This window comes from uncultured Jatrophihabitans sp. (genome assembly GCF_964246335.1).
GTDB lineage: Bacteria > Actinomycetota > Actinomycetes > Mycobacteriales > Jatrophihabitantaceae > Jatrophihabitans.
In genome coordinates this window covers 25,016-47,737 of record NZ_CAXTQF010000023.1, presented here as the reverse complement: position 1 = coordinate 47,737, position 22,722 = coordinate 25,016, and the positions used below count along the sequence as shown (strand labels likewise).

The 22,722-nt window shown below is 71.4% G+C and carries 22 protein-coding genes; 10 read left to right on the top strand and 12 right to left on the bottom strand.

Annotated elements, in window-relative coordinates:
• Window positions 1–148 precede the first annotated feature (148 nt).
• From ACFFCN_RS08975 to ACFFCN_RS08965, 3 genes are read right to left on the bottom strand one after another with little or no spacing between them, the layout of a single operon-like run.
• Window positions 149–913 (bottom strand): TIGR03936 family radical SAM-associated protein, encoded by a 765-nt coding sequence (locus ACFFCN_RS08975; protein ID WP_375490820.1) that lies wholly within the window; start codon window positions 911–913, stop codon window positions 149–151.
• A 3-nt stretch (window positions 914–916) separates the two neighbouring features.
• Window positions 917–2,836, bottom strand: a complete 1,920-nt coding sequence (locus ACFFCN_RS08970; RefSeq protein ID WP_375490818.1) for a TIGR03960 family B12-binding radical SAM protein — start codon at window positions 2,834–2,836, stop codon at window positions 917–919.
• Window positions 2,837–2,869: 33 nt separating this feature from the next.
• Entirely contained in the window at window positions 2,870–4,276 is a 1,407-nt protein-coding gene (locus tag ACFFCN_RS08965) for a M1 family metallopeptidase (protein ID WP_375490816.1), read from the bottom strand.
• A gap of 63 nt (window positions 4,277–4,339) precedes the next feature.
• On the opposite strand from ACFFCN_RS08965, the gene ACFFCN_RS08960 reads away from it, so the two are divergent.
• The 9 genes from ACFFCN_RS08960 (at window position 4,340) to ACFFCN_RS08920 (ending at window position 14,168) form a co-directional block, all read left to right on the top strand.
• Window positions 4,340–5,221 carry a DMT family transporter gene (locus ACFFCN_RS08960; protein WP_375490814.1) on the top strand — a complete coding sequence of 294 codons (882 nt, stop codon included), beginning with the start codon at window positions 4,340–4,342 and terminating at the stop codon, window positions 5,219–5,221.
• 20 nt (window positions 5,222–5,241) lie between these two features.
• Window positions 5,242–6,039 carry a DeoR/GlpR family DNA-binding transcription regulator gene (locus ACFFCN_RS08955; protein WP_375490812.1) on the top strand — a complete coding sequence of 266 codons (798 nt, stop codon included), beginning with the start codon at window positions 5,242–5,244 and terminating at the stop codon, window positions 6,037–6,039.
• Window positions 6,040–6,199: 160 nt separating this feature from the next.
• The gene (locus tag ACFFCN_RS08950; protein WP_375490810.1) at window positions 6,200–7,690 is read left to right on the top strand and encodes an FGGY-family carbohydrate kinase; all 1,491 of its coding nucleotides are present in this window, start codon (window positions 6,200–6,202) and stop codon (window positions 7,688–7,690) included.
• Window positions 7,687–8,370, top strand: coding sequence for a histidine phosphatase family protein (locus ACFFCN_RS08945; RefSeq protein ID WP_375490808.1), 684 nt, complete (start codon window positions 7,687–7,689; stop codon window positions 8,368–8,370). Before ACFFCN_RS08950 ends, ACFFCN_RS08945 begins: the two co-directional genes overlap by 4 nt.
• Before the next feature lie 51 nt (window positions 8,371–8,421).
• Window positions 8,422–9,519: a sugar ABC transporter substrate-binding protein gene (locus ACFFCN_RS08940; protein WP_375490806.1), complete on the top strand. Its 1,098-nt coding sequence runs from the start codon at window positions 8,422–8,424 to the stop codon at window positions 9,517–9,519.
• Window positions 9,516–10,397 (top strand): ATP-binding cassette domain-containing protein, encoded by an 882-nt coding sequence (locus ACFFCN_RS08935; protein WP_375490804.1) that lies wholly within the window; start codon window positions 9,516–9,518, stop codon window positions 10,395–10,397. Before ACFFCN_RS08940 ends, ACFFCN_RS08935 begins: the two co-directional genes overlap by 4 nt.
• Window positions 10,394–11,656 (top strand): sugar ABC transporter permease, encoded by a 1,263-nt coding sequence (locus ACFFCN_RS08930; RefSeq protein WP_375490802.1) that lies wholly within the window; start codon window positions 10,394–10,396, stop codon window positions 11,654–11,656. The genes ACFFCN_RS08935 and ACFFCN_RS08930 overlap by 4 nt, the downstream gene beginning before the upstream one ends.
• Window positions 11,657–11,664: 8 nt before the next feature.
• Window positions 11,665–12,723, top strand: coding sequence for a 2-hydroxyacid dehydrogenase (locus ACFFCN_RS08925; protein ID WP_375490830.1), 1,059 nt, complete (start codon window positions 11,665–11,667; stop codon window positions 12,721–12,723).
• A complete protein-coding gene (locus ACFFCN_RS08920; protein WP_375490800.1) occupies window positions 12,720–14,168 on the top strand; it encodes an FGGY family carbohydrate kinase in 1,449 nt (482 codons plus the stop codon). Before ACFFCN_RS08925 ends, ACFFCN_RS08920 begins: the two co-directional genes overlap by 4 nt.
• A gap of 5 nt (window positions 14,169–14,173) precedes the next feature.
• Here the strand turns inward: ACFFCN_RS08920 and rodA are convergent, their stop codons facing one another.
• The 6 genes from rodA to ndk all read right to left on the bottom strand — a co-directional run bounded on the left by rodA (window position 14,174) and on the right by ndk (window position 20,577).
• Window positions 14,174–15,346, bottom strand: coding sequence for a rod shape-determining protein RodA (rodA, locus tag ACFFCN_RS08915; RefSeq protein ID WP_375490798.1), 1,173 nt, complete (start codon window positions 15,344–15,346; stop codon window positions 14,174–14,176).
• Window positions 15,343–17,475, bottom strand: a complete 2,133-nt coding sequence (locus ACFFCN_RS08910) for a penicillin-binding transpeptidase domain-containing protein (RefSeq protein WP_375490796.1) — start codon at window positions 17,473–17,475, stop codon at window positions 15,343–15,345. The genes rodA and ACFFCN_RS08910 overlap by 4 nt, the downstream gene beginning before the upstream one ends.
• The gene (locus tag ACFFCN_RS08905) at window positions 17,468–18,028 is read right to left on the bottom strand and encodes a hypothetical protein (protein WP_375490794.1); all 561 of its coding nucleotides are present in this window, start codon (window positions 18,026–18,028) and stop codon (window positions 17,468–17,470) included. Before ACFFCN_RS08905 ends, ACFFCN_RS08910 begins: the two co-directional genes overlap by 8 nt.
• Window positions 18,025–18,885 carry a rod shape-determining protein MreC gene (mreC, locus tag ACFFCN_RS08900; RefSeq protein WP_375490792.1) on the bottom strand — a complete coding sequence of 287 codons (861 nt, stop codon included), beginning with the start codon at window positions 18,883–18,885 and terminating at the stop codon, window positions 18,025–18,027. The genes ACFFCN_RS08905 and mreC overlap by 4 nt, the downstream gene beginning before the upstream one ends.
• 9 nt (window positions 18,886–18,894) lie before the next feature.
• Window positions 18,895–19,911 (bottom strand): rod shape-determining protein, encoded by a 1,017-nt coding sequence (locus tag ACFFCN_RS08895; RefSeq protein WP_375490828.1) that lies wholly within the window; start codon window positions 19,909–19,911, stop codon window positions 18,895–18,897.
• A 231-nt stretch (window positions 19,912–20,142) separates the two neighbouring features.
• Window positions 20,143–20,577, bottom strand: a complete 435-nt coding sequence (gene ndk, locus ACFFCN_RS08890; protein ID WP_375490790.1) for a nucleoside-diphosphate kinase — start codon at window positions 20,575–20,577, stop codon at window positions 20,143–20,145.
• A gap of 69 nt (window positions 20,578–20,646) precedes the next feature.
• On the opposite strand from ndk, the gene ACFFCN_RS08885 reads away from it, so the two are divergent.
• Complete coding sequence (locus ACFFCN_RS08885; protein ID WP_375490788.1) at window positions 20,647–21,330, top strand: hypothetical protein; 684 nt, start codon at window positions 20,647–20,649, stop codon at window positions 21,328–21,330.
• A 5-nt stretch (window positions 21,331–21,335) separates the two neighbouring features.
• On the opposite strand, the gene ACFFCN_RS08880 is transcribed toward ACFFCN_RS08885, so the two are convergent.
• From ACFFCN_RS08880 to ACFFCN_RS08870, 3 genes are read right to left on the bottom strand one after another with little or no spacing between them, the layout of a single operon-like run.
• Window positions 21,336–21,533: a hypothetical protein gene (locus ACFFCN_RS08880; protein WP_375490786.1), complete on the bottom strand. Its 198-nt coding sequence runs from the start codon at window positions 21,531–21,533 to the stop codon at window positions 21,336–21,338.
• Window positions 21,534–21,545: 12 nt separating this feature from the next.
• Window positions 21,546–22,502 (bottom strand): SPFH domain-containing protein, encoded by a 957-nt coding sequence (locus tag ACFFCN_RS08875; RefSeq protein WP_375490784.1) that lies wholly within the window; start codon window positions 22,500–22,502, stop codon window positions 21,546–21,548.
• Window positions 22,477–22,647 carry a hypothetical protein gene (locus ACFFCN_RS08870; RefSeq protein WP_375490783.1) on the bottom strand — a complete coding sequence of 57 codons (171 nt, stop codon included), beginning with the start codon at window positions 22,645–22,647 and terminating at the stop codon, window positions 22,477–22,479. Before ACFFCN_RS08870 ends, ACFFCN_RS08875 begins: the two co-directional genes overlap by 26 nt.
• Window positions 22,648–22,722: the final 75 nt, after the last annotated feature.

Below are 22,722 nucleotides of genomic sequence, written 5' to 3'. Positions count from 1 at the left end.
CGGGCGCGTGCCACCTGGGTGGCACCGCGACCGCACAGGGGCGGTTGTGGCGGTCCGGGTGCGTCCCGCCCTGATCAGCGGTAGGACACTCGAGCCGCAAAGTCTGCGGCGGGCTCGCGATTGCGCGCCCATCGGTGAAGCGGTGTGGCTACGACGTCGGTGTCGCGGAGACTCGATCGGCGGCCAGCGGGTCTCCGATCGCACCGGTGTCGTCGAGCGGACCCTGCGCCAGGCGCACCGCAATCGGCGGCGCTACCGGGGCGAGACCGGCGACGGCACACAGTGCCGCGACGATGTCGTCGGGCCGCACGGTAGGGATCACCTGCCGCACGACCACGTCGATTATCGCATGGGCGGCGTCGTTCGGCGTCTGCGCCGTGCCGGACACGGTCACCGCAACGACCGCGGCACGCACGTCGAGGGTGCGCCGACCGTTCTTCGTCAGCCGCTCGACGGTCACCGATTCCTGCTGTGTGAACTGCGTCACAGCATCACCGACCGTCGCAACGGCAATCCCCGGCAGTTCGATGCGCCACGCCGACGCCTGCATCCGGTCGGCGAAGCCGGAGGTCGACGCGGCCACCGTCTCGACGATGTCGAGGCCCGGCGGCAGCGCGGCGTCGAGTGCCGCCTGCAGGGCCGGCAGCGCGATCTCGCGGGCGAGTCCGATCTCGAGGTACTCGGCCTCGCTGGCGACGCCGGTCGGCGACGCACCGACGTAACTGATCTTGGGATGCGGCGAGAAGCCGGCGGAGTAGGCCATCGGGGCCTCGGCGCGGCGCAGCGCGCGCTCGAACGCGCGGGCGAAGTCGCGATGCGAGGTGAAACGCAACCGGCCCCGCTTGGCGTAGCGGATGCGCACCCGTTGCACCACGGGTGGTGGCGGCGGGCCCTCGGGGACGCGGCGCGCCACGCTTCAGCGCGCGGGCGCGAGCGGCAGCAACGCGCGGCCCGTCGGGCCGACCTGGATGTCGGTGCCGAGATTGGAGCACACGCCGCAGTCGAAGCACGGCGTCCACCGGCAGTCGTCCTGCTCGAATTCGCTCAGCGCGTCCTGCCAGTCGTCCCAGAGCCACTGCTTGTCCAGCCCGGAATCGAGGTGGTCCCAGGGCAGGACCTCGTCGCCGTCGCGCTCGCGGGTGGTGAACCAGGCGAGGTCCACGCCGTGCAGTTCCGCGTCGGCCGCGGCCACCCAGCGCGCGAACGAGAAATGCTCGCTCCAGCCGTCGAAGCGGCCGCCGTCGCGCCACACGCGTTCGATCACCGCACCGACGCGGCGGTCCCCGCGCGAGAGCAGCCCTTCGACGAGCGACGGCTCGCCGTCGTGGTAGCGCAGCCCGACGTTGCGCCCGAGCGAGCGGTCGGCGTTGATCGCCTCGCGCAGCTTGCGCAGGCGCGTGTCGACGGTCTCGGGATCGGCCTGCGCGGCCCACTGGAACGGCGTGTGCGGCTTCGGTACGAAGCCGCCGATCGACACGGTGCAGCGGATGTCGCGATGACCGGCTGCGTCACGGCCGGCGCGGATGACGTCGTGCGCCATCTCGGCGATCTCCAGCACGTCGTCGTCGGTCTCGGTGGGCAGGCCGCACATGAAGTACAGCTTCACCTGCCGCCAGCCCTGCCCGTACGCGGTCGAGACGGTACGGATCAGGTCGTCCTTGCTGACCATCTTGTTGATCACGCGCCGCAGCCGCTCGGACCCGCCCTCGGGCGCGAAGGTCAGCCCGGATCGTCTGCCGTTGCGGGAGAACTCGTTGGCGAGGTCGATGTTGAACGCGTCGACGCGGGTGGACGGCAGCGACAGGCTGATCTTGTCGTCGGCGTAGCGGTCGGCGAGCTGCTTGGCGAGCGGGCCGATCTCGGAGTGGTCGGCGCTGGACAGCGACAGCAGCCCGACCTCCTCGAAGCCGGTGGCGGCGAGACCGCCGCGCACCATCTCGCCGATGCCGTCGATGCTGCGCTCGCGGACCGGGCGGGTGATCATCCCGGCCTGGCAGAACCGGCAGCCGCGGGTGCACCCGCGGAAGATCTCGACGCTCATCCGCTCGTGCACGGTCTCGGCCATCGGCACCAGTGGCGTCTTGGGGTACGGCCAGTCGTCGAGGTTCATCACCGTGTGCTTGGTGACCCGCTCGGGCACGCCGGCGCGGTTGGGCGCCACGGACGCGAGCCGGCCGTCCGGCAGGTGGGCGACGTCGTAGAAGCGCGGGACGTACACGCCGCCGGTCGCTGCGAGACGCAGCAGCAGCTCGTCGCGACCGCCGGGGCGGCCCGCGTTCTTCCACTCCCGGACGAACTCGGTGATGGTGCCGACGATCTGTTCGCCGTCGCCGAGCACCGCGATGTCGACGAAGTCGGCGATCGGCTCCGGGTTGAACGCTGCGTGGCCGCCGGCGACGACGACCGGGTGCGTCTCGTCGCGGTCCGCGGCGTGCAGCGGGATGCCCGCGAGATCGAGCGCGGTGAGCATGTTCGTGTAGCCGAGCTCGGTCGAGAAGCTCAGGCCGAACAGGTCGAACGCGGCGACCGGCCGGTGCGCATCGACGGTGAACTGGCCGATGCCGTGCTCGCGCAGCAGCGCTTCCAGATCCGGCCACACCGAATAGGTGCGTTCGGCCAAAGCGTCGTCGCGCTCGTTGAGCACCTCGTAGAGGATCTGCACGCCCTGGTTCGGCAGCCCGACCTCGTAGGCGTCGGGGTACATCAGCGCCCAGTGGACGTCGACGTCATCCCACTCTTTGGTGCGCGCGTTGAGCTCGCCGCCGACGTACTGGATGGGCTTGGTCACCCGGGGCAGCAGCGGCTCGAGGCGCGCGAAGAGGCTCTCGACGGGCATGGTCACCGAGTGTACGGACGATGCCCGTGGTGATCAGCCGGTCGGCTTGCCGTTCTTGTACAGCCACTCGTAGAAGAAGTGGGTCAGGTTGCGGTGCGCGACCCGCTGCGCGAACGCCGTGAACTGACCGACCGTCGCGTTGCCGTAGCGGTGCGCGGGCAGCCAGCCGCGCATGATGGCGAAGAACGTCCGGTCGCCGACCAGCTGCCGCAGCGCTGCCAGCGTCCCGGCGCCGCGGTCGTAGACCGAGTCGGCGAAGATCCCCTTGCCCGATCCGGGATTTCCCGGCGGCGGCAGCCACTCGTCGCTGTCCGAAGCCGGGTTTGCGAGCAGCGTCGCGAGGTGCTGTGCGGTGGTCTGTCCGCCGGTGTGCTCGGTGTAGAGCCAGGACGAGAACTCCGCAAAGCCCTCGTTGAGCCAGATGTCGCGCCACTTGGCGACGGTGACGTCGTCGCCGTACCACTGGTGCGCGAGCTCGTGCGAGAGCGTCGCGACGTCCGGCGCGCGGTCGAACAGCGGGCGCGTCGCGGTCTCCAGCGCGTAGCCGACCTTGTGCGCGTGGTCGACGATCGCGCCCGCCTGCCCGAACGGGTAGCGCCCGTACACCTTGCTGAAGTAGTCGACGATCGCCGGGAGTTGTTTCAGGACCGGCTTGGCGGCGGCCTCGCGCGGGTCGACGGCGGTGAGGTAGGGGACGCCGGACGACGTGCGGCCCCGGCTCACGGCGAACCTGCCGAGCGTCGCGGTGACCAGATAACTGGACACCCGCTGGTGCAGCGCCCACGACCAGGTGACGAGCCTGCCGTGCGCGTGCCGTCCGGTCAGGGCGCCGTTCGACACCGCGGTCAGCCCCTTGGGCACCGTGATCGACACGGCGTAGGTGGCCTTGTCGCGCGGCGTGTCGTTGACCGGGTACCAGGTCGGAGCACCCTGCGGTTCGCTCGCGACGAACGCGCCGTCGTCGGTCGGGATGAAACCGTCGAGCGATCCGTCGGGGTCGGTCACCGGCCGGGCTGTGCCCGCGTAGTGCACCGTGACGTGGAAGCGGCGCCCGGCGCGCAGCGCGTGCCGCGGCGTGATCACGAGCTCCTGCACGAGCTTCTTGGGCTGCCGGTAGGCGGCGCGGTGGCCGTTGACGCGCACCGATGACACGTGCAGGTTGCCACGCAGGTCGAGGTCGAAGCGCGACAACGTCATCGTCGCGCGGGCAGTCACGTGGGCGACGCCGCTCAGTCGTTTCGTCCCCGGTACGTAGTGGACGGCCAGCCGGTAGTGCGAGACGTCGTAACCGCCGTTGCCCTGCCGCGGGAAGTACGGGTCGCCGCTGCCGACGCTGCCGGGCGTGCCGTGCGGCGCGGACGCGACGGCAGCCGTCTCCGGCAGGACGAACGCTGCCGCGCTGAGGACGGCGGTCAGGAGGACGACGCGGCGGGGGGTCATCGCGTGATCTTCGCACCAAGGCTGCGCGAAATCGACCACCACGGTGCTGGCAGCATCGGGGCCGTGCGATCGGTGGGTGCGCTGGCCAACTCCGTGCCGCCGGAACTGCCGGTGCTCGGCGGCGTGTTCTCCGTGCAGTTCGGCGCGGCGCTCGCCGACACGATCTTCGACCGCGTGGGGCCGGCCGGGGTGGCGTTCTTGCGAGCGTTCTTCACCGCGCTCGTGCTGTTGGTGATCGTGCGACCCCGGTTGCGCCGGCACACGTGGCACGAACTGCGCGTCGTCGCCGTCTACGGCGTGGTGCTGTCCGCGATGAACTGGAGCTTCTACGAGGCGCTGCACCGGTTGCCGCTCGGCGTCGCGGTGACGATCGAGTTCACCGGGCCGCTGGCCGTCGCGATCGCCGGGTCACGCAAGCCGCTGGACGGCCTGTGGGTGCTGCTCGCCGGCGGCGGCGTGGTGCTGCTCGCCACTCGCGGCAGCAACGCCGGCGTGCGACCGCTGGGCGTCCTGCTGGTGCTGATCGCCGCTGCGCTGTGGGCGTGCTACATCCTGCTGACGAAGCGCGTCGGCCAGTGGTTCGGCGCGGCCGAGGCGTTGGCGTTGGGCATGTCGGCCGGCCTGTTCGTGGTGCTGCCGGCGGGTGTCGTCGAAGGCGGGTCGGTGCTGCTGCGGCCGGGTGTGCTCGGCGCCTGTTTCGGCGTGGCCATGCTGTCGTCCCTGGTGCCCTACACACTGGAACTGATCGCGCTGCGCCGGCTGGCCACGCACGTCTTCGGGTTGCTGATGAGCATCGAGCCCGCGGTCGCCGCACTGGCCGGTGTCGTCGTGCTCGGCCAGCGACTGACCGGCGTGGTGCTCGTGGCGCTGTTGATGGTGGTGACGGCCAGCGCCGGGTCGAGCCTCGCCGCGCGGCGTGCCGCCGTCAGCGTCCCGGAGGCCTGACACCCGCCTAGCATGTGCGCGTGAGCGAATCGGCGTCCTCCGGGCCGGCGGAACGTCGCCCGGGTGCCCGGCGCGAGCTCGTGCGCCGCCGTGTGCTGGACGAGGGGTTCGCGCGGGTCGAGGACCTCGTGCGCGAGTTCGACGTCAGCCTGATGACGATGCACCGCGACCTCGACGCACTCGAGGCGGAGGGCTGGCTGAGCAAGATCCGTGGCGGCGCCACGGCCAACCCCGCTGCGCTCGTCGACGCCGGAGTACGCGAGCGCAGCTCGGCGATGCGCGCGGAGAAGCTCGCGATCACCGACGTCGCCGCGACCATGCTGCTGCCCGGGCAGACGGTGTTCCTCGATGACAGCACCACCGGGATGGGACTCGTCCCGCATCTGCTCGCCCGACCGCCCATGACGGTGGCCACGAACTTCATCCCCGCCGCGCTCGCGCTCGGCGACGGGCTGGACACGCACCTGCTCGGCGGCCAGTACCACCCGCGGCAGGACGCGTGTCAGGGGCTGCAGACCGTGGAGGCCATCGGTCAGTTCCACGCTGACCTGTGCTTCATGTCGACGACCGCACTGTCCGGTGGTCAGCTCCTGCACCGCTCCGAGGCGACGATCATGGTGCGCAAGGCCTTCCTGCGCCATGCGCGCAAGCGCGTGCTGCTCGTCGATCACGCCAAGTTCGGCCGCCAGGCCCCGCACGTGCTGTGCGACGTCGCCGAGTTCGACGTCGTCATCACCGACGCCGGAACCGACACGGCGGACCTCGCGGAGCTGCGCGAGCGAGGCGTCGAGGTGCAGGTCGCACCCGTCGCCCACTGACATCTCACTCCGCGTTACCCAACTGTTATCCGGCTGATGCCGTGAATCCCTGAGCACGCAGGGATGTGTTCGCCCCTGCCGTAATTGCCTCTTGTGTCCTAACGCTTTCATTGTTAGATATAACCCAACCGGTGATAGCAGCGGATGAGGGCGGACCATCGTGGCGTTCTGCGGGATCGACGTCGGCACGCAAGGCGTGCGTGCTGCGATCCTGGCCGCGGACGGTTCGCTGCTGGGGTCCGGCGCGGCCACGATGCACTCGGACAATCGCGGGCACGGCCGGCACGAGCAGGATCCCGACGACTGGTGGGCTGCGCTGTGCGTGGCCACGACCGCATCCGTCGAGCAGGCGGCCCAGCACGGTGTTGCGGCCGACGAGATCCGCGCGATCGCGCTGGACGCGACCTCGGGCACCGTGCTCGTCGAGGACGCCCACGGCGCGCCCACCGGGCCCGCCCTGATGTATGACGACGCGCGCGCTGCGGAGCAGGCGACCCGGGCGCAGCGACTCGGCGCCGGCCTGTGGCACGACCTCGGCTACTCGATGCAGCCGACCTGGGCGTTACCGAAGATCATGTGGTTGCTCGCGGCGGATGCGCTGCCGGCCGGCGGGCGCATCGCGCACCAGTCGGACCATCTCGTGCGCCGGTTGTGCGGTGAGCCGGTGGCCACCGACACGTCCAACGCACTCAAGTCCGGAGTCGACCTGCGCAGCGTCCGGTGGCCGGCTGACCTGTTCGCCGAGCTCGGCGTGCCGGTCACCGCACTGCCGAACGTCGTGCTGCCGGCCGGCGAGCTCGGGCACGTCGATGGGGCAGCCGCACGCGAGACCGGTCTGCCGGCCGGCGCGCTCGTGCGTGCCGGGATGACCGACGGCTGTGCAGCGCAGATCGCGTCCGGCGCGTTGGCGACGGGTAACTGGAGCAGCGCGCTCGGCACCACGCTGGTCGTCAAGGGCTCCACCGCCGAACTGCTGCGCGACCCCTCCGGTGCCGTCTACTGCCACCGGCACCCGGACGGTGGCTGGCTGCCGGGCGGCGCGTCCAGCAGCGGTGCCCGAGTGATCGCGACGACGTTCGACCACGCGTCGCCGGCCGACCTCGATGCCCTCACCCGGCGCGCTGCTTCGCTCGTGCCGGTGCCCGGCGTGACCTACCCGCTGACCGGACGGGGCGAGCGGTTCCCGTTCGTCGCCGCAGACGCGGTCGGCTTCGTCAGCTCCGGGGCGACCGACGATGCCGCGCGCTTCGGCTCGCTGTGCCAGGCCGTCGCCTACGTGGAGCGGCTCGCCTACGACGTGCTCGCCGGCCTCGGCGCGGACGTGAGCGGCGCCGTGGCCCTGACCGGCGGCGCGACGCGCAACGACTGGTGGAACCAGTTGCGCGCCGACGTGCTCGGCCGGGCGTGTGTCCTGCCGGCGTCCGCACAGGCGGCGACCGGCATGGCCGTGCTGGCCGCGGCCGAACCGGGCGAGCTGACCGCGACGGCGGGACGGATGATCGCCTACACCGGCCGGCTGGAGCCGGACGCCGAACGGCACGCGGCGCTGACGGCCGGCTACCTCGACCTCGTCGGTGAACTCACCGATCGCGGCTGGCTCGACGCGTCCGTCGCGCAGCACGCCACGGACACCGCGGCGGTGCATTCATGAGTGGCGTGCGCGAGGACGTCGAGGGGCTCGGCGACCTGCCCGGTAACGACGACGCCGCGACGCGGACACACCTCACGCTGGTGCGTCACGGCCAGACGGTGTGGCACGCCGACAACCGCTACGCGGGCCACGCCAGCGACGTCGACCTCACCGACGAAGGCGTCCAGCAGGCGACCGACCTCGCGCAGTGGGTCGCTACGCAGCACTTCGACGCGGTCGTCACCTCTCCAGTCCGTCGTGCGGTCGAGACCGCGCGGCCGTCGGCGACCGTCCTCGGCAAGACACTGAAGGTCGTCGACGCGCTGCGCGAGGTCGACTTCGGCGTCGCCGAGGGGCGCACGATCGACGAGCTGCGCGATCTGGACGCCGACATGGTGCGCCGCTTCCGCGCCGACCCGGTGGCGCACCCGTTCCCCGGTGCAGAGTCCTTCGACGTCGCGGCCGAGCGCGCGGCGCACGCGCTGCGCACCATCGCCCGCGAGCACCTCGGCGGCAAGGTGCTCGTCGTCGCGCACAACACGTTGTTGCGCATCGCCATGTGCGCGCTGCTCGAGCTGCCCGTCACCCGCTATCGCGTGCTGTTCCCGCAACTCGAGAACGCGGCGATCACCGAGCTGGTCGTGCCGGCCGGCAGCGGACCCGCCTCCTTGCTGCGCCTCAACGGCCGACCCGGCCCCTGACCGATCTGCACGAACCCGACACCGGATACCCCGTCCAAGAAGGAGCACCGAATGAGATCAACCACGATCCGCGTCGCTGCGGCGACGCTGGCGTGTTTCAGCGTCGTCGCCGCGGGTTGCTCGACCAAGTCGAAAGGCACGACGAGCAGCGGCGACGCGAAGACCGCGAAGGTCGCGTTCCTGATGCCCGACGAGGCGTCGACGCGGTACGAACAGCACGACAAGCCCGGCTTCGTCGCCGAGATGAAGACACTGTGCGCGAAGTGCCAGGTGCTCTACCAGAACGCCGACGCGGACGCGACGAAGCAGCAGCAACAGTTCCAGTCGGTGCTCTCGCAAGGTGTCAAGGCCATCGTCATCGACCCGGTGGACTCGACCGGCGCCGTGTCGCTGGTCAACCAGGCCAAGGCCAAGGGCGTCAAGGTGATCGCCTACGACCGGCCCATCCCGAAGGCGAAGCTCGACTACTACGTCTCGTTCAACAACGAGGCCATCGGCAAGGCGATCGCCTCGTCGCTGGTGCAACACCTGAAGAGCGCCAACGTCTCGCCGAGCTCGGGCGGCCTGCTCGAGGTGAACGGCTCACCCACCGACGCGGCGGCCGGCCTGATCAAGAAGGGCATCCACGAAGGCCTCGCCGGCGGCGGGTACAAGACGCTCGCCGAGTACGACACCCCCGACTGGGACCCGTCGAAGGCCCAGCAGTGGGTCAGCGGCCAGGTGTCGCGCTTCCACAAGCAGATCCTCGGCGTCGTCGCGGCCAACGACGGCACCGGTGGGGGCACCATCTCCGCATTCAAGGCGGGCGGCCTGACCCCGATCCCGCCGGTGACCGGCAACGACGCCACCACGGCCGGCCTGCAGCTCATCATCGCGGGCGACCAGTACAACACCATCTCCAAGCCCAGCGAGATCGTCGCCGGCGCTGCGGCGAAGGTCGTCTGGGGGTTGCTGAACAACAAGAAACCGAAGGCCACTGCCACGCTGTTCGGCTCGCCGGCGCAGCTGTTCACGCCGACGCTCGTCACCGCGCAGAACCTGAAGCAGGACGTCGTGGACAAGTCGGTGGGCGGCAAACCGATCGCGACCGCGGCCCAGTTGTGCGGCGGCCGCTACGCGACCGGTTGCTCGAAGCTCGGCATCACATGACGGCCACCATGACCGAGGAGGAGCCGGTCGCCCCCACGGGGACGGTCGTGCTCAGCCTGCGCGGCGTGTCCAAGCGCTTCGGCGCGGTGTCCGCACTGACCGACATCGAGCTCGACGTGCACGAGGGCGAGGTCGTCGCGCTGGTCGGCGACAACGGGGCCGGCAAGTCGACGCTCGTGAAGATCCTGGCGGGCGTCCACGCCCCGACGGAGGGGCAGATCAGCTGGCAGGGCCGGCCGGTGACCGTCGCCGACCCGAGCGCCGCGCTGCGCCTCGGCATCGCGACGGTCTTCCAGGACCTCGCGTTGTGCGAGAACCTCGACGTCGTCGCGAACCTGTTCCTCGGGCAGGAGGTGTCGCCGTCACACCTCGACGAGGTCGAGATGGAGACCCGCTCGTGGAAGCTGCTGCAGGAGCTGTCCGCCCGCATCCCCAGCGTCCGCACGCCGATCGCGTCACTGTCCGGCGGCCAGCGGCAGACGGTGGCCATCGCGCGGTCGCTGATCCTCGATCCGAAGATCATCATGCTGGACGAGCCGACGGCCGCGCTCGGCGTCGCCCAGACCGCGGAGGTGCTCGACCTGATCGAGCGGGTGCGCGAACGCGGCCTCGGCGTGGTGATGATCAGCCACAACATGGAGGACGTGCGCGCGGTGGCCGACCGCATCGTCGTGCTCCGGCTCGGCCGCAACAACGGCGTGTTCGGCCCCGACGCGAGCAACCAGGACCTGGTCGGCGCCATCACCGGCGCCAGCGACAACTCCGTCAGCCGGCGCTCGGCCCGCCGCGCCGCGGCAGCGGCGGATCACGCACCGGACGAGTCCCGACCCACCACCGTCGACGACGCGGCGACACCGCGCAGCGAGGACGTGTCATGACCAGCGCAACCGCGACCGAACCCCAGCGCTCCCCCGGGCTGCTCGACCGCAGCGACGAGCGGCTCGACGCACAGGCGGGCGTCGGCGGCGCAGTACGCGCCTTCGGCCGTCGGGTGCGCGCCGGTGACCTGGGGGCACTTCCCGTCGTCGTCGGGCTGGTGATCATCTGCGTCGTCTTCGAGATCCTCAACAGCGTCTTCCTGCAGGCCGACAACCTCGACAACCTGCTGTTCGACAGCTGCGCCGTCGGCACCATCGCGCTGGGCATCGTGTGCGTCCTGATGCTCGGCGAGATCGACCTGTCGGTGGGTTCGGTCAGCGGGTTGTCGTCCGCGCTGCTCGGCGTGCTGTGGATCAACGAGGGCTGGCCGTGGATCGTCGCCGTCGTCGTCGCCGCGGTGGCCGGTGTGGTGATCGGCGCGGTGTACGCGGTGCTCTACAACCGCTTCGGCATGCCGAGCTTCGTGGCCACGCTGGCCGGACTGCTCGCGTTCCTCGGCCTGCAGCTCAACCTGCTCGGCAAGAACGGCTCGATCAACCTGCCCTACGGATCCACCCTGGTGAACTTCGGGCAGAACGACTACATGCCGGCCGGCGCGGCGTACGTGATCGCAGCGCTGCCGTCGGCCGCGCTGGTGCTGTCCGGTTTGCGGACCGCCGCCCGGCGGCGCGCGGCGGGGCTCTCCGCACGGTCCACGGCGTTGATCCTGACGCGCGCCGTCGCGCTGCTGATCGTCCTCGAGGCCGCGGTCGCCTACCTGAACACCTCCTACGGCGTCCCGTGGCTGTTCGGCGTGTTCGCCCTGCTGGTGGCCGTCATGAACTACGCGCTGACCCGCACCAAGTGGGGTCGCTCGATGGCGGCCGTCGGCGGCAACCGCGAGGCCGCGCGGCGCGCCGGCATCAACGTCAAGCGCATCTACCTGACCGCGTTCGTGCTGTGTTCGTTCTTCGCCGCGCTCGGCGGTCTGTTCGCCGCAGCGCGGTTGGGCTCGTCGAGTCAGCAGGCGGGCACCGGCGACGTGAACCTGAACGCGATCGCGGCCGCCGTCATCGGCGGCACCAGCCTGTTCGGTGGCCGGGGCAGCGCGTACTCGGCGCTGCTCGGCGTGCTGGTGATTCAGTCGATCTCCAACGGCCTCACGCTGCTGGACCTGTCGTCGTCATTGCGCTACATGATCACCGGCGCAGTGCTGGCTATCGCGGTGATCGTCGACTCGCTGGCCCGCAAGTCGCGCACCGCGCACGGGGCGGCGTGAGCGTGGGCGTGCGTGTCGTGTGCGCCGGGGACCGGTTCATCCGGGCCGCGGCGCTCGCGGCCGCCGCCCGCGACGCGATCGGCGCAGATGTCGAGACCGTCGAGCTCGACAGCACGTGGCCCGACGAACCGTTCGGCACCGTTGACGGGGTGCGTGAGGCGTCCGGTGACGCCGACGCGCTCGCCGACGCGCTCGCCGACGGCACCGAGGATCAGGTGCTGCTGACGCATCTCGCGCCGGTCACCGCCCGGGTGCTGACCGCCGCACCGTCACTGGCCGCCGTCGGCGTCACCCGCGGCGGTCCGGTGAACGCCGACCTCGCCGCGGCCACCGAGGCGGGCGTGCCGGTGATCTACCTGCCCGGACGCAATCTCGGCGCCGTCGCGGAGTTCACCGTCGGCGTGATGATCGCGCTGCCGCGCAGCATCGGCCGCGCATCGCGCGCGCTGGCCGACGGCACGTGGGACGCGCGGTACTTCCGCAACGACCTCACCGGCCCCGAGCTGCGCGCGGCGACGGTCGGATTGATCGGGTTCGGCGCCGTGGGCCGGCGCGTGGCGCAACTGCTGCGCGGCTTCGGTGCGCGGGTGCTCGCGCACGACCCGTTCGCCGACGCCGCCGCGCTCGCCGACACCGGCGTCGAGGCGGTGGAGCTCGCCGACCTGCTCGCCGCCAGCGACATCGTCAGCGTGCACGCCCGGCTGACCGACGACACCCGGCACATGGTCGACGCCGCGGTGTTCGCGGCGATGAAGCCGGGGGCCTACTTCGTGAACACCGCACGCGGCGAGCTCGTCGACCAGGGAGCCCTGCTCGGGGCGCTGGAGTCCGGCCGGCTCGCCGGTGCTGCCCTCGACGTGTTCGACCCGGAGCCGCCCCGCGCGGACGACCCGCTGCTGCGCCGGCCCGACGTCATCGCCACACCGCACCTGGCCGGCGCGTCGAAGCAGGTCGCGAGTGAATCCGCGAAGCGCGTCGCCGACGAGGTGGCGCACTTCCTGGAGACCGGCGAGATCACCAACTGCGCCAATCCGGGCTGGCGGGAGCACCGGACGGCGAGACTGTGAGCGTCATCGGCCTCGACGTCGGCACGTCGCGGGTCAAGGCGGTGCGCTTCGACGCCGACTGGGCATCGGCCGACGGCGAGGGCGAAGCGACCAAGGTGGTGTCGGTGCCCGGCGGCGGCCGGGAACAACACATGCCCGAGGTGTGGTCGGCGGCCGCGGACGTCGTGCGCACGGTGGCGCAGCGCTCGCCCGATCCGATCGATCTGGTGGCGGTCACCGCGCAGGGCGACGGCTGCTGGCTCGTCGACGACGACCTGCAGCCCGTCGGCAACGCGATCCTGTGGAACGACGCGCGCGCCGGTGGCATCGTCGACGAGTGGCAACGCGACGGCAGCGCCGACGCCGCGTTCCGCATCTCCGGCTGTGCCGCGGCACCGGGCACCGCGAACGCGCAGCTGCGGTGGCTCGCGGCGGAGCGGCCGCAGGCACTGGACGCCGCCGCGACCCTGCTCAGCTGCGGCAGCTGGGTCTTCGCCAACCTGACCGGACGTCGCGTGCTCGAGGAGACCGACGCCGCCAACCCCTTCTTCGGCGCGCGCGAGCGCGGCTATCGCGCCGACCTGCTCGAGCTCTACGGCATCGCCGAGCTGCGCCGGTTGCTGCCCGACGCCGTGCGCGGCGCGGACCGCATCGCAGCGCTGACCGCGGACGCCGCGCAGCGCTGCGGGCTGCGCGCGGGCACGCCCGTGGCCCTGGCGCCCTACGACGTGGCCGCGACCGCGGTCGGCACCGGCGTCGTCGGCACGGGCGAGTCCTTTGCGGTGCTTGGCACCACGCTGTGCGTGGGCACCGTGCAGGACCAGCCGTACCTCGACCGGCCGGCCAACGGCATCACGTTGCCGGGTGTGGCCGACGAACGATGGCTGCTGGCGTACCCGACGATGTGCGGCACCGAAGTGCTCGACTGGTGCGCGTCACTGCTCGGGCTGGCCGACGCCGCGACGGTCGTGCGGCACGCCGCGCAGTCGACGCATCCACGGCCACCGCTGGTCCTGCCGTACCTGTCGCCGGCCGGCGAACGCAACCCGTTCCTCGACGCCGACGTGCGCGGAACGATCACTGCCCTGGAGCTCGGGCACCGGCCCGCGGACGTCGCGCGCGGTGCGCTCGAAGGGCTGACGATGGCTGTGCTGGACTGCCTGCAGGCGGCGGGCATGCCGCAGTCGCTGGCGCTGTCCGGCGGTGGGTCGCGCAGCGAGCTGTGGTGCCAGGCGATCAGCGACGCCACCGGGGCACGCGTCGTACGTCCCGACGTCGACGAGGTCGGCGCACGCGGTGCGGTGCTGGTGGGCGCGGCGGACGCAGGCAAGTTCGCCGACGTCGATGCCGCGGTGGCGCAGGTCGTGCGGCCGGGCATCACGCACGAGCCCAACCCGGAGATGACCGAGTACTTCCGCACGCGCTACGACGAGTTCGTCACGGCCCGCGACGCACTGCGCGGCTGACGCGGCTACGCCGGGCAGCGGCGGTGCACGGCCTCGAGCAAGCCGATCGCGAGGCCGCCGGCGAACATCGAGGAGCCGCCGTAGCTGACGAACGGCAGCGGTACGCCGGTGACCGGCGTCAGCCCGATGCACATGCCGATGTTCTGGAACGCCTGGAAGGCGAACCAGCAGACGATGCCGACCGCGACGAGCTTGCCGGCGTCGTCGGCCGCACGCGCGATGCGCAGCCCGCGCCAGCACAGGAACGCGAACAGCGCGATGATCACCGCGCCGCCGACCAGCCCGAACTCCTCGCCCGCAGCGGAGAAGATGAAGTCGGTCTGCTGCTCCGGTACGTAACCGCCGTCGGTCTGAGGGCCGGCGAACAGGCCGCGGCCGAACAGCCCGCCGTTGGCGATGGCGATGTGCGCCTGGGTGATGTTGTACCCGGTGCCCTGGACGTCGCGGTTCGGCTGGGTGAACGACCGGAACCGGTCGAGCTGGTAGCCGTGCAGGATGCCGCCCTTGATCGCGATAACGGCGACGAGCACGCCGAGGGCGATCAGCCCGATCGTCCAGCGGGCGCGCACGCCGGCCGCGATCAGCACACCGTAGGCGGCGCAGCCGAGCACCATCGCCGACCCCAGGTCGGGCTGCAGCATGATCAGCCCGAGCGGCACCGCGATCAGCGCGATCGCCTGCAGCACCTCGCGCCCGCGCGGCTGCGTACCCTCCTCGCGTTCGTGCCGGGTGAACAGCACCGCCATGCCGACGACGAGCCCGAGCTTCATGAACTCCGCCGGCTGCAGCTCGACCCCGGCGCCGATGCGGATCCACGCCTTCGCGCCGTTGACGGTCGTCCCGGCGACGAGCACAAGCACCAGCCCGAACAAGCTGGCCAGGTACACGACGGGCCCGAACAGCCGCAGCACCCGCGCATCGAGCCGCGCGGCGACGATCGCGAGTACGCCGCCGATCGCGATGTTGATCAGATGCCGGTACAGGAAGCCCTGCGGGTTCGCATGCTGCGCGATCTGCGTGTCGCGGGTCGCGGCCCACACCAGCACCGCGCCGATCAGCGAGAGCGTCAGTGCGGTGATCGCGAGCGGGATGTCGTAGCCACGGGTACGCCGCTCGAGAGGCAGCACCGGCGGGGTCAGCGTGAACGGTGCGCGGGGATCGCGGGCGAGCAGGGTCACCGGCCGCTCACCGTCACCTGCGGCGCGACCCTCGGCAGCGCAGCTTCTGGCCGCGCGTCGGGCAGTACGGACGGGCCCTTCGGCGCGAGGATGCCGTCCCAGATGCGCTTGAGCATCGGGCCGGCCGCGAGGGCGCCGGTGCCCGCCTGCTCGACCATGCCCACCATGACGAGCTTGGCGCGGGTGTGGCCGGCCTGCTTGTACGTCGGGCCCCACGTGGCGAGCCACGAGGTGTCCTGCTTGCCGTACACCTCGGCGGTGCCGGTCTTGCCGCCAATCTCGTTGCGGTAGGCCGACTTCATGTAGGCGAAGGCACCGGACACCGCCCAGCCGCGGCGGAACGACAGTGACTTGGTGATGTAGTCGAACAGCTTCGCGCTGACCGGCACCGTGTTGTGCACCTTCGGCGTGATCGTCCTGACGAGCTTGCCGTGCGCATCGACGACCCCCCACCCGAGGGTGGGGTCCCAGACGCGGCCGCCGTTGACCAGTGCCGAGTAGGCGACGGCGAGCTGCAGCGGCGACATCGTCGTCTCGCCCTGGCCGATCGACATGTCCGCGTTGTCACCGGCGCGGTAGCGCCAGCCGTCCGTGCAGTTCTGGGACGCGAGCAGCGTGAGGTAGGCGCGGTCCGCGGCGTTGCTGATGTTCTTGTAGCCGCCGCGTGCCTCGGCGCAGTACGTCGCGCGGTTCGCCTTCCACCGGGCGAGCCGGGTCTCCCGGTCGGCGTAGCTGCCGGTCGCCTGCTCGCCGGAGGGTAGGTCGATGCCGGGCTCGCGGCCCACGCCGAACGCGCCGGCCATCTGCTGCAGGTACTCGGTCGGCTTGTCGTGGGCCGCGATGCGCTTCTGATCGGCGTAGTACTCGCGTGCCGCTGGTGCGTAGAAGAACGTGTCGCACGAGTAGCCGAGCGCGTTCTCCAGATTGATCGGGCCGAGGACCTCGGAGTCGTAGTTCGTCTTGACCCGACCGTCGATGGACAGCGAACCGGGACACGGGTACTGGGTGTGTGTGTTGATCTCGTGGTGCGTCACCAGCGACGACGAGGTGATCAGTTTGAACGTCGACCCGGGCGCGTAGGCGCCGTTGACGGCGCGGCTGAGCAGCGGCGTGCCGGCGGACGGGTCGGTGATCTTCTGGTAATCGGCCTGCGAGATACCGCCGGTGAACAGTCCCGGGTTGTAGGTCGGATAGCTGGCCGCCGCGACCACCCGGCCGGTCTGCGGATCCATGACGACGACGGCGCCGCCGGTGGCCGGCTTGCCCGCCTTGCGCGAGTCGTGGATCTGCTGGGCCAGCGACTGCTCGGCGAGCTTCTGCACGCGCAGGTCAAGGCTGGTGACGAGCGTGTCGCCCTGTTGCGGCGCCACCTGACCGCCGTCGCCGACGCTGTAGCCCTGCGGACTGAGCGAGACGACCTGCTTGCCGTCCACGCCGCGCAGCACGGCGTCGTACTGCTCCTCGAGCCCGCTCGCGCCGATGGTGTCCGCGTCGTTCAGATCGTGGTTGGCCTTGGTGTCGTCCGCGGTGACCTGGCCGGTGTAGCCGAGCAGCTGCGCGGCGAGATCGCCGTTCGGGTACGTCGGCTCGGTGACGGTCTGCACCTGCACGCCGGGGAAGTCCTCGCGGCGCTCGTCGATGGCCAGCACGACCTTCATCGACACCTTGGTGGCCACCGGCACCGGTGCGTACGGCTCGCCGGTCCAGCACGGCGCCGGCACCTTGGCCGAGCACGGCGTGATCTGCTTGCGCAGGCCGGCTGCGCTGCGGTCGAGCAGCTTCGCCAGCGCTGCCAGCACCGAGTCGCCCTTGTCCAATCGGGTGCGCAACGCGTCGCCGGACACCGTGACGACGCGTTCGGAGGTGTTGGCGACGAGCGGCCGGCCCTGTGCGTCGACGATCAGTCCGCGCGGCGCGGGCACGACGATGTCGCCGTTGTGCAGCGCGTGCGCCGTCTGCACCGGCTTGTGCGGGTCGAGCAGCTGCACGTAGTAGAGCCGTGCGAACAGCGTCAGCATCAACGAGCACACGAGCGTGACGACGATGCCGAGCCGACGCGGCGTCGGCGGCCGGCGCCGCTCGCGACGCGGGGCGATGCGCGGGTACTCGCCGCGCGACGGGTCAGCCACGGCGTGCTCCGAAGCCGGCCGTCTCGCGCCGTGCGAAATCGCCGGCCAGGTCGGTGTAGACGGGGTGGGCCGCACGCAGCGACTCGGCGCGCAGTGCCCGACGCACGAGCGGGACGACGAGCAGCGCGAGCGCGGCGTCACCGATTGCCGCGGGCAGCAGCCCGGTGATCGCGGCGGTCACCGATCCGCCGTCGTGCAGCAGCGCGAGCAGCACCGTCGTGGCCGCGGCGGCCAGCGCGCCGACCACGCCGATGACGCACGCGTCCCGGCGCACGGTGCGCCGGTCGCTGATCCGCCCGCACAACAACCCGACACCGAGCCAGCACAGGGCGAGCACGCCGGCCGGATGGTGCGAGCCGAGGTCGGCGAACAACCCGGCGGTGAAGCCGAACGACATGCCGGTGGCCGGGCCGTCGACCAGTGCGACGGCGGCGACGAGCACGACGGACAGGTTGACCGACCAGCTCACGGTCGCCGGCCCGACCACGGTGGCCTGCAGCAGCGCGGCGGTGAGGACGGCCGCCGCGGCGAGCGCGACCCGGGCGCGCCTCACCGCGGACGCCCCGAGGGAGTCAACGCCGCGCGCCCGGCGAGCGAGCGCGGTGCACTGAGCACGACACCGACGACATCCACCGCCGTCGGCGAAGCGACCGGGCGCACGTGCGCGCGCACGGTGCCGTCCGCGGATCTGCGCACCGAGGTCACGGTGCCGACCGGCAGGCCGGCCACGTAGGTGGACGCGCCGGTGGGGCCGGTCTGCAGCGTGTCGCCGGCGCGCACCGTGGCGGTCGGCTTGATCGGCGCGAAGGAGAAGCCGTCCGCGCCCTGGCCGGTGACGACGCCGATCTCGCCGGTGCGGGTGTCGCGGACGCCGACGCCGGAGCCCGGGTCGGCGGCGAGCAGCACGACGCTGGAGTCGGCGTCGGCGTGCAGCACCCGCCCGACCAGGCCGGCGCCGTCGGTGACGGTCTGCCCCACGCGCACGCCGCTGTTGGCACCGGCGTCGAGGGTGACCGTCCAGTCGAAGCCCGATCCCGGGCCGTAGGCGGTCACCCGTGCGGGCAGCAGCCGTGCGCCGGTGGCGTCGGCGCTGCGTTGCAGCGAGGTCAGTTGCCCCGAGGTGCGTGCGTCGGACCGCAGCCGGGCGATCTCGCCGTGCAGCTCGGCGTTGCGCTTGCGCAGCGCGTCGATGCGTCCCTCGTTGGTGCCCGCGGAGGGCACGCCCTGCACCCAGCGGCGGACCGGTCCGAGGACGGAGTCGGTGCCCCGGTACAGCGAGCCGAGCCCACCGCGGACGCCGGAGTGCGCATTGGCCAGCGACCCGCCGCCGAGGTCGAGGGTGATGAAGCACAGGGCCACGACGACGAGCACGATCGCCGAGAGCCGCTGTCGCCGGGTGAGCCGCCGCACCGCGCGTCGCTAGCGTCGATGGCCGTCGACGACGACCTTCTGCAGTTGCTCGAAGTGCTCGACGACCGTGGCGGTGCCGAGCACGACGGAGTCGAGCGGCCGGTCGGCGACCTGGACGGGTACGCCGAGCTCGTGCTGCAGCCGGGCGTCCAGGCCACGCAGCAACGCGCCCCCGCCGGTGAGCACGATGCCGTGGGTGACGAGGTCGCCGGCGAGCTCGGGCGGACAGCGGTCGAGGGTGGCGCGCACCGCCGCGACGATGCGGACCACCGGCGGGTCCATGGCCTTGCGCAGCTCGTCGCCGGCGATGGTGACGTTGCGCGGCAGGCCGGTGCCGACGTCGCGCCCACGGATCTCGGCGTTCTTCGGCCCGGCGACCGGGAACGCGGAACCGACGGAGATCTTGAGCTCCTCGGCGGTCCGCTCCCCCACGAGCAGCGCGAACTCCGCGCGCACGTAGTCGACGATCGCGGTGTCCAGCGCGTCCCCCGCGACGCGCAGGCTGGTGGCGGCCACGACGCCGCCGAGCGCAAGGATGGCGACCTCGGTCGTGCCGCCGCCGATGTCGACGACCATCGATCCGGACGGCTGGTTGACCGGCAGCCCGGCGCCGATCGCCGCGGCCATCGGCTCGGAGATGGTGTGCACCTTGCGCGCGCCGGCCGCATACGCAGCCTCGCTGACGGCCCGCTGCTCCACGCCGGTGATGCCCGACGGCACGCACACCACGATGCGCGGACCGGTGAACGCGCCGCGGCGGCGCAGCACCTTGCGCACGAAGTAGCGCAGCATCTCCGAGGTGATGTCGTAGTCGGCGATGACGCCGTCCTGCAACGGGCGGACCGCCTTGATGTGGTCCGGGGTGCGGCCGATCATGCGCTTGGCCTCCGCACCGACCGCGACCACCGAGCTCGTCGACGTGTCGACCGCGACCACCGACGGCTCGTTGAGCAGGATGCCGCGCCCGCGCGCATAGACGAGCGTGTTCGCCGTGCCGAGGTCGATCGCGAGATCACCGCCGAGCAGATCACCGCCGCGCTGCGTGACGCGCGAGGCCAGCGCGCGGCGCGCTAGCGGCGTGAACGTCACGACGTACCCCTTCGACACGGATGCGACGCGAAGATCGCAGAATTGGCCTGGGGCGATCGTATGGGCGTGCAGGGGCCGAACCGCGCTGCGACGCGCGGTGCCCGTGTTACGGATGTGACGACTTCTCTCACGCCGCCGCCGATCCGTCGGGCAACCCCGCGGATCAGCTCAGGCGCGGCCCGGGAACCACAGCGCGATCTCGCGCGCCGCCGATTCCGGCGAGTCGGAGCCGTGCACGAGGTTGCGCTGCACCTTCTCGCCCCAGTCGCGGCCGAGGTCGCCGCGGATCGTGCCCGGTGCTGCCGTTGTCGGGTCGGTGGCGCCCGCGAGCGCGCGGAACCCTTCGATGACCCGCTGGCCCGAGACGACCATCGCGGCCACCGGCCCGGACAGCATGAACTCGACCAGCGGCTCATAGAACGGCTTGCCCTTGTGCTCGGCGTAGTGCTCGCCGAGCAACTGGGGGGTGGCTGTGCGCAGCTCGAGCGCGACGAGCCGATACCCCTTGGCCTCGATGCGACCGATCACCGCGCCGGTCAGGCCGCGCTCGACACCGTCCGGTTTGACCAGGACGAGGGTGGTCTCGACATCAGGTTCACTCACGCCGGCAGCCTAGCGATGCGCGTGAGTGCACCGTCGCCGTAGGCTGCGGCCCAGCCGAGGAGGGCGTACATGCGTGGATCACGACGGTTCGTGTCGGCCGCCCTTGCGCTGACCTGCGCAGCGACCGTGCTCGCCGGATGCGCGGACACCGTCAGGGGCTCCGGGACAGTCGGCCGACAGGGCACGTCGGGCGCCCCGGGCAACCCGAGCAGCTCGCCGACCGGCTTCCCCAGCTCGGTGTCGCCCTCGGCCGCGGGCGCAGCGCTGCCGAGCTACCTCGTGCCGGCGCCGGCCGGCAGCGTGCGCGGCACGAGCGCGTGGGCCAGGACGACGGCCCCGACGGTGCAGCAGTTCGTCGCGCAGTTCTACGACGCCGGCCAGGTCACCGGCGAGGTCAGCCGGCTGCACACGTACGGCATCACCGGCATCGCGCACAACCTGTGGATCAGCGACCAGCTCCAGCTCGACGTCGTGCTGTTGCAGTTCACCTCGGCGGCGGGCGCGATCGCGCGGCACAGCGGCGTGATCACCGCGACCACGGGCGAGCCGGATCTGCGCTCGACCCGGCCGGCGATCCAGGGCGACGTCACGGAGTTCTACGCGACCAAGATCGATAAGTACGGCAACATCGCCTCGCGCGCGTACGCGGTGAAGGGCGACGTCGCGATCGAGGTCTTCTGCTTCAGTCCGAAGACCTTCGCGCAGGCCTACCTCTCCCGCTACACCGGCGAGCAGGTCGTCAAGCTGCCCTGACGTGCTCAGTCGTCGCGGGGCGGACGGCCGCGCCGCGGCAGCTCGCCCGCCGAGCTCGGCAGCCGCCCGGCGTCGGCCAGTGCACGTCGCAGCAACATCTCCAAGTGCGCGTTGACGCTGCGGAACTCGTCGGCCGCCCAGCGGGCGAGCGCGTCGTGCACCTTCGGGTCGACGCGCAGCAGGACCTGCTTGCGCTCAGCCATCAGCGGGCGCCGTCACTGGTAGAGCGAGCCCGCGTTGACGATCGGCGAGGCCGGCTGATCCCCGCACAGCACCACCATCAGGTTGCTGACCATCGCCGCCTTGCGCTCCTCGTCGAGTTCGACGATCTCGCGCTCGCTGAGCCGTTCCAGCGCCAACTCCACCATGCCGACGGCGCCCTCGACGATGCGCGAGCGGGCGGCCACCACGGCGTTGGCCTGCTGCCGGCGCAGCATCGCCTGGGCGATCTCCGACGCGTAGGCCAGGTGACTGATGCGCACCTCGACGATCTCCACGCCCGCGACGAGCACCCGCTGCGCGACCTCGGTCGCCAGCTCGCCGGCCACGATGTCCGTGGACCCGCGCAGCGACGTGCTCGCGTCGTTGGCGTCGTCGTAGGGATGCGAGACGGCCACGTGACGCAGCGCGGACTCGGCCTGCACCCGGACGAAGTTGAGGTAATCGTCGACGGCGTAGATGGCGCGGGCGGTGTCGGCGACCTGCCATACGACGATCGCGGCGATCTCCACCGGATTGCCGTCTGCGTCGTTGACCTTCAGTTGGTTGGTCTCGAAGTTGCGCACCCGCACACTGAGGTTGCGCCGTGAGGTGAGCGGCGTGATCCACGACAGTCCCGGCTTGCGCACAGTGCCCACGTAGCGGCCGAAGAACTGCACGACCCGCGCCTGCCCCGGCGGCACCACGACGAGTGAGGCGAGCACGATCACGCCGATGAGGATCGGCAGCACCAGGATGCCCTTGACCGCCTTCGGCGCGCCGACGCCGATGCCGATCGCCGCCCCGATGCAGATGACGATGACCACGACGCCCAGCCAGCCATTCGTCGAGCTCGCGCCGCGCTCCTCGATCTCCACGCGCGCGCCCTGGTGCCCGACCGGAGTGGCCCGCGGCGCACCTGCGGCGGACTCGCCGTCCGCCGGTACCTCACCCTGCTGCTGCGCCGATGTCATCGTGCACCTCCATGCCGAATAAAGTGATATCCAATTGATAGCAGTTTGTCGGCGCGGTGCCAAGGTTGGCCACGCGGGTGGTCACCGCCCCCATCCCGGTGATCAACCGTGGGGGTGCTGCCAAGGTTGGCTCGCGGGTGATCACCCCCGTCATCCCGGTGATCAACAGCAGGAATTGGTCGCCAGAGCGACCAATTCCTGCTGTTGATCACGGGAATGG